The sequence below is a fragment of the Aureibaculum luteum genome, assembly GCF_003449015.1.
Lineage (GTDB): Bacteria > Bacteroidota > Bacteroidia > Flavobacteriales > Flavobacteriaceae > Aureibaculum > Aureibaculum luteum.
The window spans coordinates 763994-782930 of the sequence record NZ_QRGD01000001.1 but is presented as its reverse complement, the minus strand read 5'-3'; the positions used below and the strand labels follow the sequence as shown (position 1 = coordinate 782930).

15 protein-coding genes are annotated in these 18937 nt (G+C 32.4%); 3 read left to right on the top strand and 12 right to left on the bottom strand.

What is annotated here, in order from left to right:
• Positions 1–80 precede the first annotated feature (80 nt).
• The gene (secDF, locus tag D3P13_RS03460; protein ID WP_117879886.1) at positions 81–3044 is read right to left on the bottom strand and encodes a protein translocase subunit SecDF; all 2964 of its coding nucleotides are present in this window, start codon (positions 3042–3044) and stop codon (positions 81–83) included.
• Positions 3045–3211: 167 nt separating this feature from the next.
• Here secDF and D3P13_RS03455 point away from each other — a divergent pair, with 167 nt between their 5' ends.
• Together D3P13_RS03455 and D3P13_RS03450 are read left to right on the top strand one after the other, a co-directional pair.
• On the top strand, positions 3212–4888 hold the full coding sequence (locus D3P13_RS03455) for a formate--tetrahydrofolate ligase (RefSeq protein WP_117879885.1): 1677 nt from the start codon (positions 3212–3214) through the stop codon (positions 4886–4888).
• A gap of 138 nt (positions 4889–5026) precedes the next feature.
• Positions 5027–5983 carry a M20/M25/M40 family metallo-hydrolase gene (locus tag D3P13_RS03450; RefSeq protein ID WP_117879884.1) on the top strand — a complete coding sequence of 319 codons (957 nt, stop codon included), beginning with the start codon at positions 5027–5029 and terminating at the stop codon, positions 5981–5983.
• Between the two features lie 52 nt (positions 5984–6035).
• On the opposite strand, the gene D3P13_RS03445 is transcribed toward D3P13_RS03450, so the two are convergent.
• From D3P13_RS03445 to asnB, 10 genes are all read right to left on the bottom strand, one after another.
• Complete coding sequence (locus D3P13_RS03445; RefSeq protein WP_117879883.1) at positions 6036–6695, bottom strand: DUF4412 domain-containing protein; 660 nt, start codon at positions 6693–6695, stop codon at positions 6036–6038.
• Positions 6696–6782: 87 nt separating this feature from the next.
• Complete coding sequence (gene mdh / locus D3P13_RS03440; protein ID WP_117879882.1) at positions 6783–7709, bottom strand: malate dehydrogenase; 927 nt, start codon at positions 7707–7709, stop codon at positions 6783–6785.
• Positions 7710–7837: 128 nt separating this feature from the next.
• A complete protein-coding gene (gene gyrB / locus D3P13_RS03435; protein ID WP_117879881.1) occupies positions 7838–9775 on the bottom strand; it encodes a DNA topoisomerase (ATP-hydrolyzing) subunit B in 1938 nt (645 codons plus the stop codon).
• A 321-nt stretch (positions 9776–10096) separates the two neighbouring features.
• Positions 10097–10240, bottom strand: a complete 144-nt coding sequence (locus D3P13_RS21860) for a hypothetical protein (RefSeq protein ID WP_157972820.1) — start codon at positions 10238–10240, stop codon at positions 10097–10099.
• 282 nt (positions 10241–10522) lie between these two features.
• Positions 10523–10846, bottom strand: a complete 324-nt coding sequence (locus D3P13_RS03430; RefSeq protein WP_117879880.1) for a hypothetical protein — start codon at positions 10844–10846, stop codon at positions 10523–10525.
• 357 nt (positions 10847–11203) lie between these two features.
• The gene (locus tag D3P13_RS03425) at positions 11204–11536 is read right to left on the bottom strand and encodes a hypothetical protein (RefSeq protein WP_117879879.1); all 333 of its coding nucleotides are present in this window, start codon (positions 11534–11536) and stop codon (positions 11204–11206) included.
• Positions 11537–11719: 183 nt separating this feature from the next.
• Positions 11720–13009: a sensor histidine kinase gene (locus D3P13_RS03420; RefSeq protein ID WP_117879878.1), complete on the bottom strand. Its 1290-nt coding sequence runs from the start codon at positions 13007–13009 to the stop codon at positions 11720–11722.
• Between the two features lie 55 nt (positions 13010–13064).
• Positions 13065–13748: a response regulator transcription factor gene (locus tag D3P13_RS03415; protein WP_117879877.1), complete on the bottom strand. Its 684-nt coding sequence runs from the start codon at positions 13746–13748 to the stop codon at positions 13065–13067.
• Between the two features lie 166 nt (positions 13749–13914).
• A complete protein-coding gene (locus D3P13_RS03410; protein ID WP_117879876.1) occupies positions 13915–14748 on the bottom strand; it encodes a GIN domain-containing protein in 834 nt (277 codons plus the stop codon).
• 109 nt (positions 14749–14857) lie between these two features.
• Positions 14858–16528, bottom strand: coding sequence for an asparagine synthase B (gene asnB / locus D3P13_RS03405; protein WP_117879875.1), 1671 nt, complete (start codon positions 16526–16528; stop codon positions 14858–14860).
• A gap of 213 nt (positions 16529–16741) precedes the next feature.
• Between asnB and D3P13_RS03400 the strand changes: the two genes are divergently transcribed.
• On the top strand, positions 16742–17311 hold the full coding sequence (locus D3P13_RS03400; protein ID WP_117879874.1) for a DUF2911 domain-containing protein: 570 nt from the start codon (positions 16742–16744) through the stop codon (positions 17309–17311).
• Positions 17312–17314: 3 nt separating this feature from the next.
• Here the strand turns inward: D3P13_RS03400 and D3P13_RS03395 are convergent, their stop codons facing one another.
• A complete protein-coding gene (locus D3P13_RS03395) occupies positions 17315–18934 on the bottom strand; it encodes an amidohydrolase (protein ID WP_198679948.1) in 1620 nt (539 codons plus the stop codon).
• Positions 18935–18937: the final 3 nt, after the last annotated feature.

Genomic DNA, 18937 nt, shown 5'->3' with positions numbered 1-18937 from the left:
TTGTAAAAAAGAAAATCGTTTTGCTATTTCTGAAATTAATTCAGCAAAGCAAAACGATTTTTTATAATGTTTAATTTGTTTTACTTTTCTTTTATCAGTTTTTTCGTGGTATCATACATAATTGGCGAAGCAATGAATAATGATGAGTAAGTACCTACTACAACACCAACAATCATAGCGAACATAAATCCTTTAATAGAATCTCCACCAAATATAAATATTGATAACAATACTAATAAGGTCGTTAATGAGGTATTAATAGTTCTACCTAAAGTACTACTTAAACCAGCATTTACTATTCTCATAAATGGCCAACTATCATGTTTACCAGTAAACTCTCTAATTCTATCAAAGATAACCACAGTATCATTCAGAGAATAACCAACTACCGTTAATAATGCGGCAATAAATGATTGGTCAATCTCCATATCAAAAGGTAAAATTTTATAGAATATTGAGAAAACAGCTAATACAATCAATACATCATGAAATACTGCTATTACAGCACCTAAACTATATTGCCATTTTCTAAATCGCAACAAGATATATAAAAATACAACGATTAATGAGCCAATAATTGCCCAAACTGCTGCTTGCTGAATATCATCTGCAATGGTTGGTCCAACCTCCATAGATGACATTAAACCAATTTTATGTTCTGTGTCTGTACTACTAATTTTAAAATCTTCTAAAGTAGTTCCGTCTGGAAGGTAAGATTGCAATCCATTATATAGTAATTCTTGAACTTCATCACCAACTTCTACTGAATTTTCATCAACTTTATATTTAGTAGTAATTTTTAATTGGTTAGAAGGACCATACGTTTTTACTTCTGGAGCATCACCAAAAACACCTTTTAAAGTACTTCCTACCTCTGTTGAACTTGTAGGTTGGTCAAAACGAACCGTATACGTTCTACCTCCAGTAAAATCTACACCATAGTTTAAACCATTGATTACTAAAGAACCAATACCACCTATTATAATAAGTCCAGATATGAAATATGCTATTTTACGTTTCTTTAAAAAGTCAACTCTAATATTTTGGAACCATCCTTTAGTTATAGCAGTGTTAAATGACATGGTATGGTCTCTGTTTGCATACCAATCAATAAGTAAACGTGTAATAAATACAGCAGTTATTAAAGAGGTTAAAATACCAATCATTAATGTAGTTGCAAACCCTCTAATAGGACCAGAACCGAAAATATATAAGATTACCCCTGTTAAAAAGGTTGTAATATTCGCATCAATAATAGCTGATAATGCTCCTTCAAAACTAAAACCTTCTTTAACGGCTTCTTTTAAAACCTTTCCTTTATTGAGTGCTTCTTTTATTCGCTCATAAATAATTACGTTCGCATCCACAGACATACCAATGGTAATAATAATACCTGCAACACCAGGTAATGTTAGTACTGCACCAAAGGCAATTAATGTTCCGAAAATAAATAAGATGTTTACCAACAAAGCGATATTAGCAAAAATACCAGCCTTACCATAATAGAAAAGCATCCATACTAGAACAATACAAAGTGCTAAAATAAATGCTATTGCACTACTATTAATAGCTTCTTGACCTAACGATGCACCAACTACAGAAGATTCTAAGATTTTTGCTGCAGCAGGAAGTTTACCAGATTTTAAAGCATTTGCTAAATCTTGTGCTTCATCAATAGTAAAGTTACCAGAAATTGATGTTCTACCATTTGGAATTGGACCATTTACGTTTGGTGCAGAATACACATAGTTGTCTAAAACAACCGCTACAAATTGTCCAACATTTTCTTCCGTCATTTTCGCCCATAACTTTGAACCTTTACTGTTCATAGACATACTCACCTCTGGATTTACACCCGTTTGGTCAAACGACTGGCTTGCATCGGAAACAACATCACCTTCAATAGGGGCAACATCTTCTCTGTTAGATACTATAGCATATAAATTAATAACTTCCGTTTTCTCTACTGGTTTTGCATCCCAAAGAAATTTGGCATATACCATATTATTAGGTAATAATGCTCTAACCTCTTTCATGGCTAGATATTTATTAACGGTTGCAGTATCTTTTACATTAGCAGAACCAACCACTGAGCTTCGTTGGTTTTGATTTTGAGGAATACTAGGGTACATTATTGAAAATAAAGGACTAGTTGCCTTTGTGTCAATTGAATCTTGAACCTTACCTAATAAATCATCAATTTGTGAATCTTCAGATGCTATTGAATCTGTAGTCTCTTCAGTATCTTCAACCTCAGGCTTTAATATTTCGGCTAATTTAGAATTTGCTTGAATAAAAAAGTTAGCAGTTTCTGTATTATCATAGGTTTCCCAAAATTGTAGTTTGGCAGTACCTGTAAGTAATTTTTTTACACGAGCTATATCTCTGGCACCTGGCAATTCAATTAATACTCTACCAGATTCGCCAATACGTTGTATGTTAGGTGATGTAACACCAAAACGGTCAATTCTATTTCTCAACACTTCAAAAGCAGTGCCTATAGAACCTTTTACTTCATCTTTTAAAACACTTTTAACCTCTTCATCAGTCATTTTGAAATTAATCTTATCTTTTAAAGATTTATTTCCAAAAATTGAAGGGTCACTTAATTTTACAGAACCTTTACTTTCTGCTTCAAATGCATCAAAAAATAAATTTACATAAGTTTCATCACTTCCCTCTTGAGCAGCAGATGCATCAGCTAATGCTTTATTAAATGTTGGATTTTTAGAATCATTTGATAAGCCCATTAAAATATCTCTTACAGATACTTCTAATGTAGCATTTATACCACCTTTTAAATCTAACCCAAGGTTTATCGCCTTGTCTTGAATCTCACTGTGTGTGTACTCTGTGTATAAGTAATTGGCTACGGGTACGTTGGCTACCGAATCTAAATATGCCTCTTGTTTGGCAGCATCTCCATTTGCAAATTCTTTTGCATCATTTTCAACTCTATTATTGACCCATGTGAATGATAAATAATACACACATATTAAGCCAAATAAAATAGCAAAAGTTTTAATTAGTCCTTTGTTTTGCATCTACTTTCTATTTAAAATATCTTATAGGCATATATTATAGATATACCTTTTTTTTATTAACGTGCAAATATATAGTAACAAATGAGAATAGACAATTGTTTTTAAGTTTTTTATAATTGGCTTTACTTCATAAATTCATTATCTTAGCTATTTAAATTTAATACTAAATGAAATTCCTTTCCGATATTGAAATTGCTCAGGCTACAGAAAAAAATCACATTAAGAATGTTGCAGAAAAATTAAACATCGTTGAAGATGATTTAGAAATGTATGGTAAATACAAAGCTAAACTACCTTTAAACTTAATTGATGAGGATAAAGTCAAAAAAAACAATTTAATATTAGTAACCGCTTTAACCCCAACTCCTGCTGGTGAAGGGAAAACTACGGTTTCAATAGGATTGACAGAAGGTTTAAATAAAATTGGCAAGCAAGCTACTGTTGTATTAAGAGAACCTTCTTTAGGTCCGGTATTTGGAATAAAAGGTGGTGCAGCCGGAGGAGGATATTCTCAGGTAGTGCCAATGGAGGATATTAATTTGCATTTTACGGGAGACTTTAATGCCATTGAAAAAGCAAATAATTTATTGGCAGCTTTGATTGATAATAATTTACAAAGCAAGGTTAATAATTTAAATATCGACCCAAGAACAATTGGTTGGAAGAGAGTCATTGATATGAATGACAGGTCATTACGTCAAATTACAATTGGTTTGGGAGGAACTGCTAACGGCATTCCAAGAGAGGAAGGGTTTAATATTACCGCCGCTTCTGAAATTATGGCGATTTTGTGTATGGCTGAAGGCCGTGATGATTTAAAAGAACGTATTGGAAATATTTTTGTGGGTTTTACTTTTGATAGAAAGCCAATTTTTGCACGTGATTTAAAAGCACAAAATGCTATGGCTATTTTGTTAAAAGATGCCATAAAACCCAATTTAGTGCAAACCTTAGAGAAAAATCCCGCCATTATCCATGGAGGTCCTTTTGCCAATATTGCTCAAGGTACCAATAGTATTATTGCAACTAAAATGGGACTCTCTTTATCAAATTATGTAATTACTGAGGCAGGGTTCGGTGCTGACCTTGGAGCAGAGAAGTTTTTAAATATTAAATGTGCTGCAGCGGGATTAAACCCGAAATGTGTTGTTTTGGTAGCTACCATAAGAGCATTGCGTCATCATGGTGGTTCGCCTAGTGATGAATATAACAAACCAAGTGTAGAACGTGTAGAAGCGGGTTTTGTAAACCTAGAAAAACATATTGAAAATATAAGAAAATTTAATATTGAACCTGTAGTGGCTATCAATTCATTTGTCTCTGATACTAATGATGAGGTTGATTTGATCATACGTAAATGCGATAAATTAGGAGTAACCGCGGTTGTTTCTAACGGATGGGCAGAAGGAGGAAATGGTACTATTGATCTGGCGAAAGCTGTGGTTGATATTGTAGAAAATAAGGCGACTGAATTTAAACCATTATATAATTGGAAATCTCCCGTAAAAGAGAAAATTGAAAAAATAGCAAAAGAAATCTATGGAGCTGACGGCGTTGATTACGATAATAAAGCGAAGTTAAATTTGCGAAGAATTGAAAAGTTAGGGTTTAATGATTTTCCTATTTGTATGGCAAAAACGCAAAAATCTTTTTCTGATAATGATAAACTCATAGGGAGACCTGAAGGTTTTAGAATAACTGTTCGGGAAATAGAAATTGCTGCTGGTGCAAAATTTTTGATTCCTATTTTAGGTAAAATGATGCGAATGCCAGGGTTACCATCTAAACCAGCTTCTGAAGAAATGTTTATTGATGATAATGGTAAAATTTCAGGACTTTCATAAACGTAGTTTTGTTTATCAGACTTTAGGTTGATTGATTTCACATTATTTTATGTAAAATATGTAAGTTGGAATAATTGATGGTATAATTGAATTAACAAAATTTACAACTTAAAATTTAAATTAAAAGAACTTAAAACTATGATTAAATTAAAACTGCTTATTGTATTACTTCTAAGCGTAGGAATTTCTTGTGCCCAAAAAGCGAAAACAATCGACACCAATGAAGTTTTAATAGGCATTGATAGTTTAATAGTAAAAAAGCATCTGTATACATTAGCTTCTGATGAGATGGAAGGTCGCAAGGCAGGTACACCTGGCATTGAAAAAGCAGCACAGTATATAGAATCAGAATTTGAGAGAATTGGATTGGATAAATTTCAAGATTTAAAAACATATCGTCAATCTTTTGAAGAAAAGGAGTTGAATTTGTTTAACATCATAGGAGTGTTGGAAGGAAAAAGTAAAAAAGATGAATATGTATTAGTCTCCGCTCATTACGATCATTTAGGAGTTAAAGAAAATGGTAGTGGAGATGTTATATATAATGGTGCAGATGATGATGCTTCGGGAGTAGCTGCTGTTTTGGCTTTAGCGGAATATTTTAAAAATAGAAATAGTAATGAAAGAACTATTATTTTCGTAACTTTTACTGCAGAAGAAATGGGTGTAGTGGGATCTACTTATTTTGGTAAACAGATAGAGCCAGATAACTTTGTGGCTGGAATCAATATTGAAATGATAGGGAAAGAATCTAAATTTGGACCTAAAACGGCATGGTTAACTGGTTTTGAGCGTTCTGATTTTGGAACAATTATTCAGAAAAATCTTATAAATACAGGTTATACATTACATCCTGATCCATATAAAGCATATCAATTGTTTTATAGGTCGGACAATGCGGCAATGGCAAAATTAGGAATCCCTGCTCATACTTTTTCAACGGGACCTATAGATAATGACCCACATTACCATAAGGTGTCAGATGAGGCAACAACATTAAGTGTGTCTACCATTACGGAAACTATAAAAGCAATTGCAAGAGGAACAGAAAGCATTATTAGTGGTGAAGATACACCAACTAGAATAGAAGATTAGTGATATAAAAAAGCCCCGAACTTCGGGGCTTTTTTATAAGTAAATTTTTAGTTTATTGTTTTGGTATTACCATTTCAGTATATCCTTCAGGTACAGTCATATCAAATTTACTGTCTGGTACGCTTTCAGCTTTAACTTCTGTAACTTCCATTGTAATGTCCATTGCCATTCCTCCTTGATTCATTGATATTACCATATGCAATGGAAAACCTTTTAATTTACCACCTAACATAGCGGTATATTGTTCTTGAGCCAAAATTTTGTCTGTAACAAACATTTTCATTTTGATCTCTTGACCATTTACTTTTGAAACCACATCATAACCTTTACAGTCATAACCAGCAACAGTTTTACTTTCGCCATTAGCAGTAACAGTGACATCTTTCAATTCTTCTTCTGATTTTTTAGTGTCTTGTTTCATGTATTTTTTTCCCATCATAGGAACATCCATTAACATCAACATTTTTTCAGCTTCTTGATCAACAATAGAAGTTTGTGTTCCAGTCATCTGATTGGTCTGTTCTGTTCTCGCTTTATTTCCTTTAAAATGAGTTGTGGCACCAATATCACCAATCATTGCAAAAGAGGCATTTACTTGCTCATTATCAGAAGACATGGTAACTTTGGTTGTCATTACACCTTCCTTAATTTCTTTTTGAGCAAAAACGCTCACGCTCAACGATAGAAGAGCGACTAGAATAAATTTTTTCATATTTTGTTTTTAAATTTCGATAAATATATAAAAAAAAGACTACTTTAATTTAAAGTAGCCTTTTTGATTGTTATTAAGGAGCTTATATTACAACTCTAATAATGCATTTGTTTTACTAACCGCTTCAGCACTATTTTTCATATTTTCTTTTTCAGCATCTGAAAGGTCAATTTTTACTATTTTTTCGATACCATCTTTTCCTAAAATTACTGGAACACCAATACAGATATCATTTAATCCGTATTCGCCTTCTAACATTGTAGAACAAGGGAACATTTTTTTCTGGTCACAAGCAATGGCTTGAACTAAACTAGAAACTGCTGCACCAGGAGCATACCAAGCTGAAGTACCTAATAATTTTGTTAATGTAGCACCACCTACTTTAGTATCTTCAGCAACTTGGTTCAGTCTGTCTTCAGATAAAAATTTACTTACTGGTACACTGTTTCGTGTAGCTAAACTAGTTAAAGGAATCATTCCTGTATCAGAGTGACCACCTAAAACCATACCGTCAATATCAGAAATAGGAGCTTCTAAAGCTTCTGCTAATCTGTATTTAAAACGAGCAGAATCTAATGCACCACCCATACCAATTATTCTATTTTTAGGTAATCCAGTAGTTTTATGCACCAAATATGTCATCGTATCCATAGGATTTGAAACTACAATTATAATGGTGTTTGGTGAATGCTCAATTAAACTAGCTGAAACAGTTTTTACAATTCCTGCATTTATACCGATCAATTCTTCACGAGTCATTCCTGGTTTACGTGGAATACCTGAAGTAATTACACAAACGTCACTTCCAGCAGTTTTGGAGTAGTCTCCAGTTGTACCCACAATTTTTGAGTCAAATCCATTTAATGAGGCTGTTTGCATTAAGTCCATAGCTTTACCTTCGGCATAACCTTCTTTAATGTCTAAAATTACAACTTCTGATGCGAAGTTTTTAATAGCGATGTACTCTGCACAGCTTGCTCCAACAGCTCCTGCACCTACGATAGTTACTTTCATTTTAATATTATTTAATGTTTATAAATTCTTTTATTATTTCAACATCCCTAATTTAAAATGGTAACACTTGTATTTTGCAATACAGCTGTATTCCCTTCCCCTTGGGAAGGGTCAGGGATGGGTTTTAATTATATGTCAATATTCGCGTATACAGCGTTTTTTTCAATAAATTCTCTACGAGGCGGTACTTCATCACCCATAAGCATAGAGAATACTCTATCGGCTTCGCCACCGTTATCTATAGTTACTCTTCGCATTGTTCTAAATGATGGGTTCATAGTTGTGTCCCATAATTGAACAGCATTCATTTCCCCTAAACCTTTATAACGTTGAATAGTTCCACCATCAAACTTTTTAACGATATCATCACGTTCTTTATCAGACCATGCATATTCTTTTTTAGCACCTTTTTTAACCAAATATAATGGTGGGGCTGCAATAAATATGTAACCTTCTTCAATTAACTCTCTCATATATCTGAAAAAGAAAGTTAAAATTAATGTTGCAATGTGGCTACCATCCACATCCGCGTCACACATAATAACTATTTTATGATATCTTAACTTGTCTAAGTTTAATGCTTTACTATCTTCTTCGGTTCCAATAGTTACACCTAAAGCGGTGTACATATTTCTGATTTCTTCGTTTTCAAAAACCTTATGTTGCATGGCTTTTTCAACATTCAAAATTTTACCACGTAAAGGTAAGATTGCTTGAAAATTACGATCTCTTCCTTGTTTAGCTGTTCCACCTGCCGAATCTCCCTCGACTAAAAACAACTCACACTTTTCTGGGTCTGTCCAAGCACAATCGGATAACTTACCTGGTAATCCTCCTCCAGACATAACCGTTTTACGTTGTACCATTTCACGAGCCTTTTTAGCTGCGTGTCGTGCTTGAGCTGCTAAAATCACCTTTTGAACGATAATTTTAGCATCATTAGGGTTTTCTTCTAAATAATCCGTTAGCATTTCAGAAACGGCCTGACTAACTGCAGAAGTTACATCTCTGTTCCCTAATTTGGTTTTGGTTTGTCCCTCAAATTGAGGTTCTTGAACTTTTACTGAAATAATTGCTGTCAATCCTTCACGGAAGTCATCACCAGCAATTTCAAATTTTAATTTATCAAGCATACCAGAAGATTCTGCATACTTTTTTAAGGTGTTTGTTAATCCTCTTCTAAAACCAGATAAATGTGTACCTCCTTCGTGCGTATTAATATTATTTACGTAAGAATGTAAATTTTCTGTATATGAAGTGTTGTAAACCATTGCAACTTCAACAGGAATACCACCTTTTTCACCTTCCATAGAAATAACGTCAGAAGTTAACTGCTCTCTATTTCCATCTAAATATCTAATAAATTCTGGTAAACCTATTTCACTGTAAAAATCTTCGTGGATAAACTCTCCTTTTTCATCTTTATTTCTTTTATCAGTAATAGAAAGTTTAATCTTTTTATTTAAGAAAGATAGTTCTCTTAATCTGGTCGATAAAGTTTCGTAATTAAAATCGATTTCAGATTGAAAAATGGTATCATCCGCCATAAAGGTAACTAATGTTCCTCTTTCGGTTGTTTCACCAACAGCTTTTACAGGATAAGAAGCTTTACCTCTTTCATATTCTTGTTCGTAAACTTTACCATCACGATAAACCGTTGCTTTTAAATGCGAAGAAAGTGCATTTACAACAGAAACACCAACACCGTGTAAACCACCAGAAACTTTGTAAGAATCTTTATCAAATTTACCACCAGCTCCAATTTTGGTCATTACTACTTCAAGAGCAGAAACGCCTTCTTTTTTATGCATGTCAACCGGAATACCCCTACCATTATCTTTTACAGTAACCGAATTGTCTTCATTTATTATTATGCTTATGGCATCACAATGCCCAGCCATAGCTTCATCAATAGAGTTATCAACCACCTCATAAACCAAATGATGCAATCCTCTAACGCCAACATCACCAATATACATTGATGGACGTTTTCTAACGTGCTCCATCCCTTCTAAGGCCTGAATGCTATCTGCTGAATAACTATGTTTCTTTGCTTCTTCGCTCATATTTTTAAGTCTCTTGTTTAGGTATTTTCAAAAACATACAAATATAAGAAAACACGCTCGGTTGAGCGTGTTTTCAAGGTCGTTAAATAACGTAAGTTATTAACAAATTCTCTTCAAAAGAGAGGTATTTAAATTTAGAGTGTTTTATTGTTTGGCATAATGGATTTTTAAAGAAAAAGAAACAGCTTAATGTGTAGTAATATATTAAGCTGTTTCAATTAAAAGCAATCAACCCAATTTGCTCCGTTTTTAATTTAGTGTTTTTTGTTACTTCAAATGTAATAAGAGAATCTAAAGACTTTCTAAAGTTTGTGAAAGAAATTAGAAAGAGCCAACTAAACTTGTTGTTAATAAGGCTTTTACATCTTCTTTTTTTAATAATTTTCCTTTGGCGTTAAAAATGAATTTGACTTTTGCACTTTTATTGGCTAAGGTTACGTAAAATAATTCTTTTTCGTTTTCCATGTTTTTTCAATTTTATAAGACCAAATATAGGGTGTGAATCTAAAGATATTCTTAAGGTTATTGATGGTTTGAAAGTTTAACATTTTATTAATAGAAATAGTAAGCTAGAGCGAAAACTAATTTAAATTTAGAATCTCGAATAATAAAAAAAAACACGCTCTAAAATTAGAACGTGTTTTAAAATTAATTCAAATATATGTTGTAATAAAAACAGCTTAGCGTTTAGTGATGCTAAGCTGTTCAATTAAAAGCAATCAACCCAATTTGCTTTTTTTAATATTTTTAAAGATCTCCGTCTTTTTGCTCAACTACTTTACCTTCAGCATCAAAAAGAACTTTAATGTTTGCATCTTCTTTTGATAATGCTACCCAATAAACTTCTTTTTCATCTTGCATTGTTTTAAAAGCTTTGTCAGCTGAATAATCAGCGAAGTCAGCTGCTAAAGTAGCTGTTACTGTTTCTGGTAATTCGCTTACTTGAATTTCAACTTTGTCTTCTTGTTGAGCTACAGCTTCAATAACTGTTTCTTCAACTTCTTGTGCAAAAGTTGTAGTGCTTACTAAACTCATTACTGCAAATGCTGCTAGGAAACTTAATTTTCTCATGATTTTGTGTTTTCTAAATTAATAAATAGTTACGTTTTATTTGTTTTGTTACTTCAAATATATGGGCAAAATCTAAAGATATTCTTAAGCTGGTAAGTGTTTTTATATTTTAACAATTTATTAATAATTACTATAAATTTAGATAGGATAATTATACTTTCAACACCCTTTAATTACCCAAAATTGTTTAGTCTGTGTGTTTTTTTTTGTGATATATTTAAAATAAAAAACACGTTCAAGTTGAACGTGTTTTGTAAAATAATTCAAATTATTTTCAATAAAAAACAGCTTAACAAAAAAGTAGTGTTAAGCTGTTCAATTAAAAGCAATCAACCCAATTTGCTTTTTTTAATATTTTTAAAGTTGAGCGTCTTCTTGCTCAATTACTTTACCTTCTGAATCAAAAAGAACTTTGATAGTAGTTTCACCTTCTTGAGATAAAATTACTGAATAAGTTTCTTTTTCATCTTTTAAAACTTTAAAAGCTTTGTCAGCAGTATAATCAGCAAAATCAGCAGCTATCGTAGTTGTTACAGCTTCTGGTAATTCGCTTACTTGAATTTCAACACTTTCTTCTTGTGCTGCTTCAACAACTTCTACTACTTCAATAACTTCTTCTTCTTGTGCAAAAGTTGTAGTACTTACTAAACTCATTACTGCAACTGCTGCTAGGAAACTTAATTTTCTCATAATTTTGTGTTTTTTAAAATAATTAATATTTAGTTTTGTTTGTTTTTGTTGGGTCAAATGTATGTGCAGATTCTAAAGATATTCTTAAGATTTAGAAAAGAATTTTTCTTTAACAATTAATTGTGATTTGTCCGACTAAATAGAAATTTCGATAAAAACGTTTAAGAGTATTGAGAGTCTATGCTAATCATTCTTAATGGTTGTTGTGTTAGTGAAGCTAACACTGAGTGTATGCAGTTTGTCCTTGCAAGAATAATTTAGTTGCCATTGATTAACATCGCAAATTTGCTTAATAATTGCTAAACCTAAACCTAGCGAGTCTTTTCTAGTGCTCTGTTTTTTAAATCTATTAAATAAATTTTCGGGATCACCTCTTAATTGCTCACCAGTATTAGAAAAAATTAATTGATTTTCAGAAAAAACAATGGAGATGGTACCATTATTAATATTATGTTTAATGGAGTTGCTTAATAAATTTGAAACGAGTGTATCTGCCAATATGATGTTTGTAGAAATTATATGATCGGATAATTCTTTACGAACTGTTATGTTTTTATTAAGAATAAAATCCTCATAATTTTCTAATTGTTTTTCGATTAAATCTTTGAATGAAACTTCTTCTTTTGTACTAAATTGTTGATTTTCAACTTTTGCCAATAATAATAAGGTCTTGTTTAATTTAGACAATCGTTTCCCCGCTTGATAAATAGATTGTAATTGTTCAGATTGCTCTTGGTTAATGTTGTCTGATTGCAATAATAATTCAATTTTAGATTGCATTATTGCCAACGGTGTTTGCATTTCATGTGACGCGTTTTCTGAAAACTCTTTTAGATTACTAAAATCAGATTGTAATTTCTGTGTTAAGTTACGTATAGATTCGTTTAATTCTTGAAATTCTTCGATGTTTGATTTTTCCAATTTAATTGGTTCTTGATCTTGAACGGAGAAATTTTTAAGCCTATTAATATTGGTGTAAAACGGATGCCATAACTTTTTAGATATATAAGTGTTTAAAATCCACAGTCCAATTAATAATAGGATGATAATTATAAATGAGGAAACCACAATTACCCAAATAAAATCTTGGTTTCTAACCAAGGAATTTCTTGCCACAATTTTGTACCTAATGCTATGAAGTGTTTCGTAAGCTGTTAATTGTCTGTATTTTTCAAACTCATTAACACCTTCTCCTTCAATGTTTCTGAGAATTAAAGTATCCTTATATATAATAGTATCGTTCGGGAATTTGAATTGCTCCGCCTCATTCAATTCCTTTGGTTCATCAAATAAAGTTAGTGGGTAATCGTATTTTATTCTTTTGGCAATAACATCTTTACTGTATCGTAATTGCTCATCCAATCTATTGTTCATCACAACAGTTAAAACAACAATAAGCATACCTGCAGAAATTAAAAATATAACAATAGATAGCCATAAATAGGTTCTACTAGTACTTTCTATTAATTTCATGCTATTGGAATGTTATTTTTATACGTAAAGAAAAAGGTATTAGTTTAATAAAAATTTACTTTAAAGTATCTGTAAATTTATAGCCAAGACCATACATGGTTTGTAGGTAATTATTACCACCTAATTTATTTATTTTCTTTCTTAAATTACCCATATGGGTATAGATGAAATCATAGCTATCTGCCATTTCAATATCATCACCCCAAAGATGCTCTGCAATAGACTCTTTAGTTAGTACTTTATTTTTATTAGTTATAAAATACAATAGTAAATTATATTCCTTTTTGGTTAGCTCTATAGGTTTACCATGCACTGTTACTTCTTTAGAGCTTGGATCTACTCTTATTTCGTTAAATTCAATAAACTCATCGCCATCAAAATTTCTACGTCTAATTAACGAATTAACCCTTGAGTTTAATTCTGCTAAATGGAAAGGTTTAGTTATATAATCGTCAGCACCAAGATCTAAACCTTTTAGTTTGTCATCTAATGAGTTTTTTGCCGATACAATCAAAACTCCTGTTTTAGAATTTTGCTCTTTTACTAATTTCAATAAGTCAATACCACTGCCGTCAGGTAGTGTAATATCTAGTATGACAATGTCATATTTAAAGCTTACAATTTTATCTTCAGCATCAAAAAAAGAAGTCGCTTTTTCGCAAATAAAATCTTCATTTTTAAGATAACTAGCCATTGAATCTAATAATTCAACTTCATCTTCTACTATTAATATTTTCATGTGTTTATATTTATTTTTTTTAACTGACACATGCGGTTCGCTATTAAAAGCCCCCTTAAGCGAAAATACTCATTACATGCTCGTTTCATCAGTTCAAAATTTAGAGTTATTGAATCGGTATTTGCAAAAATGGAATTATTTATGCAAACACCTATGATATGTTTTCTTATTTTTTTCTTAAAACAGCTTTGTCAGAAAATTTTTCAATCGTTATTTGAGGATTGTTAAATATATAAATTTCTGAATCGTCAATGGCTGAAATAATAAGATCTTTTTTTGCACTAACTTGAACGTCTGCACTATCAGAAGACTCAACAATGGCCTCGTTACTTTCAAAATCACCTCCTTTAAAATTACTTCTATTTTCAGCATTTACATATAATTCTGAACAGCTTCCGGTAACTTCAGTAGTAGAAGATCCTTGAATTGTAACTTCGGCATGGTCACATGAAAGTGTAAGTTTAGATTTGCCTGAATTATCAGCGTTTATAAAAACCTCATCGGCATTTACAGTCAATTTTGCATTGGCACTTTTGTTGTTATTTAGAATGAGGTTGGCAGCTTGAAAATCTAATATCAATTTAGAATCATCTTCTGCGTTAATTGTTAAATGATCAAATTTCAATGTACCAGAAGAGGTTATTTCAGATTTATCTTTGGTGATAATTTCATCAATATATTGATCTATTGTAATATATACTTTCAGCTCTTTTTTTCTTGTTATACGTTTGGTGAGATCAATAATTAATGTACTGTCCCTAACCTCCGTATAAACTGCTACATGTAGGTTTTCATCAGCCTCAACAGTAACGGATTGTTCCATACCTTGCGTAATAATAACTTCTATTTTGTCATTGGTTTCAATTTTAGAAAACGCATCAATATATCTATTTTCTGAAGTTACAATTTTATTGCCTTTTAATTTGTCTTGAGCAGACATGTTAAAAGGTGTTAGAACCATGGTAACAAGTACAATGATAAGGGAGTAGTGTTTTTTCATTCGTTTTAGTTTTGTTGTTTCAAAGATAAGTAAAATACAAAAACTCTGCCGAAAGCAGAGTTTTTTATTAAAATTTTATTTTTAATTGAGAAATCTCAATTATGAAATGCTATTTTGAATAGGCATCATCATGTACATTTGCAACCGCTCTACCTGAAGGGTCGTTCATGTTTTTGAAACTTTCATCCCATTCTAATGCAATCTGAGTGCTACAAGCAACAGAGGCTTCTTGTGGTACACATAGAGCAGCAGCATCACTAGGGTAATGTTCTGCAAAAATAGAACGGTAATAGAATTCCTCTTTACTTGTTGGTGTTTGAATTGGGAATTTATATTTAGCATTAGCCAATTGTTCATCACTTACTTCTGCATTTACAACTTCTTTTAGTGTGTCTATCCAGCTATAACCTACACCGTCACTAAATTGCTCTTTTTGTCTCCAAGCAACACTATGTGGTAGCATATCTTCAAAAGCTTTTCTAACTACCCATTTTTCCATACGCTCGCCATTGATCATTTTATCTTGCGGGTTAATTCGCATAGCAACATCCATAAATTCTTTGTCTAAAAATGGAACACGGCCTTCAATACCCCAAGCGGCTAAACTTTTGTTAGCACGTAAACAATCGTACATATGTAATTTACTCAACTTACGTACAGTTTCTTCGTGAAATTCTTTTGCATTTGGTGCTTTGTGAAAGTATAAATACCCACCAAAAAGCTCATCAGCACCTTCACCAGATAATACCATTTTTATACCCATAGATTTGATAACTCTCGCCATTAAATACATTGGTGTAGAAGCTCTAATCGTTGTAATATCATAAGTTTCTAGCTTGTATATAACATCGCGAATGGCATCTAATCCTTCTTGAATTGTAAATTTTATTTCGTGGTGTACCGTTCCTATATGATCTGCTACTAATTGAGCCGCAGCTAAATCTGGAGAGCCATCTAATCCCACAGAAAAAGAGTGTAATTGCGGCCACCATGCTTTTTGAGTATCTCCAGATTCGATACGTTTTTCAGCATATTTCTGAGCAATTGCTGAAGTCACAGAAGAATCTAATCCCCCAGAAAGTAAAACACCATAAGGTACATCACTCATTAACTGTCTGTGTACAGCAGCTTCTAACGCATCTTTAATTTCTTTTATAGAAGTTTCGTTTTCTTTTACAGCGTCGTATTCTGTCCAATCTCTTTTGTACCATTGTACAAACGCTCCGTCTTTACTAGACATATAATGCCCTGGAGGGAACAATTGAATTTTAGTACAAACCCCTTCTAGTGCTTTTAATTCAGAAGCCACATAAAAAGTTCCGTTTTCGTCCCATCCAATATAAAGGGGTATAATCCCCATATGGTCACGAGCAATAAAATATTCATCTTTTTCAACATCATAAATTGCAAAGCCAAAAATTCCGTTCATTTCATCAAGAAAATCAACACCTTTCTTTTGGTAAAGAGCTAAAATAACTTCACAGTCTGATTCTGTTTGGAAGTTATACGTTCCTTCAAATTGCTTACGAAGTTCTCTATGATTATATATTTCTCCATTAGCAGCCAAGATCAACTTATTGTCTTCACTGAATAGCGGTTGTTTTCCAGAAGCTGGGTCAACAATAGCCAAACGCTCATGAGCTAAAATAGCTTTATCATCACAATAAATACCACTCCAGTCCGGTCCACGATGACGAATCTTTTGAGACATTTCTAATAATTGAGGTCTTAAATCTTCAGATGTTTGCTTTAGATCAAAAGCACATACAATTCCACACATAATTTCAATTTTATAATTTAATAATGCAAAAGTTCATTTTTTATTTCATTACGTAAACAAAAAACGCTAATATGGTTACATATTAAAACAAATATAACGATATTAGTGATAAATTGTAACAATTTTAAAATAATAATTATCAATTTAGTTATCAATAATAAATACTAAAAGGCTAAAAATTGCGTTGTGAACTCAACTAAACTATAATATTGCATGGTAAAACATTACATTTCAACTGTAATCTCCCTCTTTTTATTACTTTTTTTTATTTCTGAAGCCAGAGCTCAGGGTTTTGTGCCTGCAGATGATATACCTCATGATATATCATACTGTCGCGTAAGCAAGGTAACTCCACCATTGGCTAAAGTACTTTATGGTAGGCCTCAAAAAAACGATGAAGAAGTTTTTGGTAACCTTGTTCCATTTGATAAATTATGGCGTACTGGTGCTAATGAAGCAACCGAAGTTAAATTTTATAATGATGTCCATTTTGGCGATTGTGAAGTAAAAGCAGGGACTTATGTACTTGTAACTATACCGCATGAAAAAGAATGGCAAGTTATTTTAAATTCTCAAACGGATGTTTGGGGATCCTTTCAGTACAATCCGTTTTTTAACGTAGCTGAAATTATTGTTCCTGTAAAAAAAGGGGAAATTCTTGATTCATTTACAATATCTTTTAAGGAGAAAAATAAGGCTACTCAAATGATTTTAGGCTGGGATAACGTTAGAGTTAACGTTCCGCTAAAATTTGAAAAAGAGCCTGTACTCGTTTCTAATTAGAAGTTAATTTAAGATTTCGCCGTTTATATAATTATGAACTACTTTTGTTTTAGGGACATTCTCAATAGGAATTTCCATAATATTCTGGTCTAGAATTATAAAATCGGCCATTTTACCCACCTCAATACTGCCTTTTTCATTTTCTTCAAAATTGGAATAGGCAGCCCAGATGGTCATACCTTTTAGGGTTTCTTCTCTTGATAAGGCATTTTCCATTTGAAAACCATTTTCAGGAAAGTTATTTAAATCTTTTCTTGCTACAGCTGCGTAAAAGGTTAACATCGGACTTACTTTTTCCACAGGGAAATCAGTTCCCAATACCACTTTACCATACTGATTTAATAAATCTTTATAGGCATAAGCTCCTTTTATGCGTTCGGCACCAATTCTGTCTTTTGCCCAATACATGTCAGAAGTAGCATGTGTTGGTTGAATGGATGGAATAATATTTTTAAACGAATTAAAATCCTCAGGTGAAATAATCTGAGCATGTTCAATTTTCCAACGTCTATCTTTTTTGTCTTTCAATACTTCTTTATAGGTTTCTAATAAATAATGGTTGGCAGAATCGCCAATGGCGTGGGTATTCATTTGAAAATCAGAATCAGCAATACGCTTGGCTATTTCTTTTAAATTTTCAGGAGTGTTAACTAAAGCTCCAAAATGTCCGGGTTTATCATTATATGGGTCTCTCATAGCAGCACCTCGTGAACCCAAAGCACCATCTCCATAAACTTTAAACGAACGCACATTTAAACGATCGGTTTTATAAATTCCTCTTTTTAGGTAATAGTCTAAATTTTCGGGATATGCAGATGCCATTGCATACACACGAATTTTCAATTCTCCGGCTTTTTGTAAACTGTCAATCAATTCAATCGCTTCTCTTGATAATCCTGCATCATTCACGGTTGTTAGTCCGTTAGCCAAACAAATTTTCTCGGCATCTTTTAATGCTTGAATAGATTCATTTAAGGTAGTTTCAGGAAATTTAGCATAAATTAAATCCATTGGGTTGTCTATAAAAATACCTGTTAAATTCCCATCCTTTTGAAGAATGTCTCCACCGGAAAAAGGAGTTTCGGTAGTTACATTGGCTAAGTCTATTGCAGCTTGATTGGCCAATAATGCATGACCGTCAATTCTAATAATGGCTACAGGGGTATCAGGAAATAATTCATCCAATTTTTCTTTTGTCGGAAAGTCTTTCACTTCCCAATCATTTTGATCCCAACCGCGACCTGAAATATAGTTTACATTTTTCTCTTTTTGAAAATCGACAATGCGTTGTACTACTTCATCAAAACTTTTTGTCCCTTCTAACTTTACAGATTGCTCCGACAGTCCCAACCCAAAAAAATGACAATGGGCATCTATTAATCCTGGAAGTAGCGTTTTACCTTCAGCATCAATATTGTTTACTGCTTCGTATTTTGTCATTAACTCCGTGGTAGTACCGACAGCAATAAATTTGCCATCTTTTATAGCAATGGCTTCTGCTTTTGGAGAAGAATCATTTACGGTGTAAATATTCGCATTAAAAATTATTAAATCGGCTTTTTCTTGATTTTTACAGCTTGCAAGGAAGAAAATAGAAAGAATGAAAGTGTATAAAAGTTTCATGGT

Excerpts from the sequence above, each read along its gene's own strand:
- secDF (WP_117879886.1), bottom strand. The coding sequence starts at position 3,044 with ATGCAAAACAAAGGACTAATTAAAACTTTTGCTATTTTATTTGGCTTA.
- D3P13_RS03455 (WP_117879885.1), top strand. The coding sequence starts at position 3,212 with ATGAAATTCCTTTCCGATATTGAAATTGCTCAGGCTACAGAAAAAAAT.
- D3P13_RS03450 (WP_117879884.1), top strand. The coding sequence starts at position 5,027 with ATGATTAAATTAAAACTGCTTATTGTATTACTTCTAAGCGTAGGAATT.
- D3P13_RS03445 (WP_117879883.1), bottom strand. The coding sequence starts at position 6,695 with ATGAAAAAATTTATTCTAGTCGCTCTTCTATCGTTGAGCGTGAGCGTT.
- mdh (WP_117879882.1), bottom strand. The coding sequence starts at position 7,709 with ATGAAAGTAACTATCGTAGGTGCAGGAGCTGTTGGAGCAAGCTGTGCA.
- gyrB (WP_117879881.1), bottom strand. The coding sequence starts at position 9,775 with ATGAGCGAAGAAGCAAAGAAACATAGTTATTCAGCAGATAGCATTCAG.
- D3P13_RS21860 (WP_157972820.1), bottom strand. The coding sequence starts at position 10,240 with ATGGAAAACGAAAAAGAATTATTTTACGTAACCTTAGCCAATAAAAGT.
- D3P13_RS03430 (WP_117879880.1), bottom strand. The coding sequence starts at position 10,846 with ATGAGAAAATTAAGTTTCCTAGCAGCATTTGCAGTAATGAGTTTAGTA.
- D3P13_RS03425 (WP_117879879.1), bottom strand. The coding sequence starts at position 11,536 with ATGAGAAAATTAAGTTTCCTAGCAGCAGTTGCAGTAATGAGTTTAGTA.
- D3P13_RS03420 (WP_117879878.1), bottom strand. The coding sequence starts at position 13,009 with ATGAAATTAATAGAAAGTACTAGTAGAACCTATTTATGGCTATCTATT.
- D3P13_RS03415 (WP_117879877.1), bottom strand. The coding sequence starts at position 13,748 with ATGAAAATATTAATAGTAGAAGATGAAGTTGAATTATTAGATTCAATG.
- D3P13_RS03410 (WP_117879876.1), bottom strand. The coding sequence starts at position 14,748 with ATGAAAAAACACTACTCCCTTATCATTGTACTTGTTACCATGGTTCTA.
- asnB (WP_117879875.1), bottom strand. The coding sequence starts at position 16,528 with ATGTGTGGAATTGTATGTGCTTTTGATCTAAAGCAAACATCTGAAGAT.
- D3P13_RS03400 (WP_117879874.1), top strand. The coding sequence starts at position 16,742 with ATGGTAAAACATTACATTTCAACTGTAATCTCCCTCTTTTTATTACTT.
- D3P13_RS03395 (WP_198679948.1), bottom strand. The coding sequence starts at position 18,934 with ATGAAACTTTTATACACTTTCATTCTTTCTATTTTCTTCCTTGCAAGC.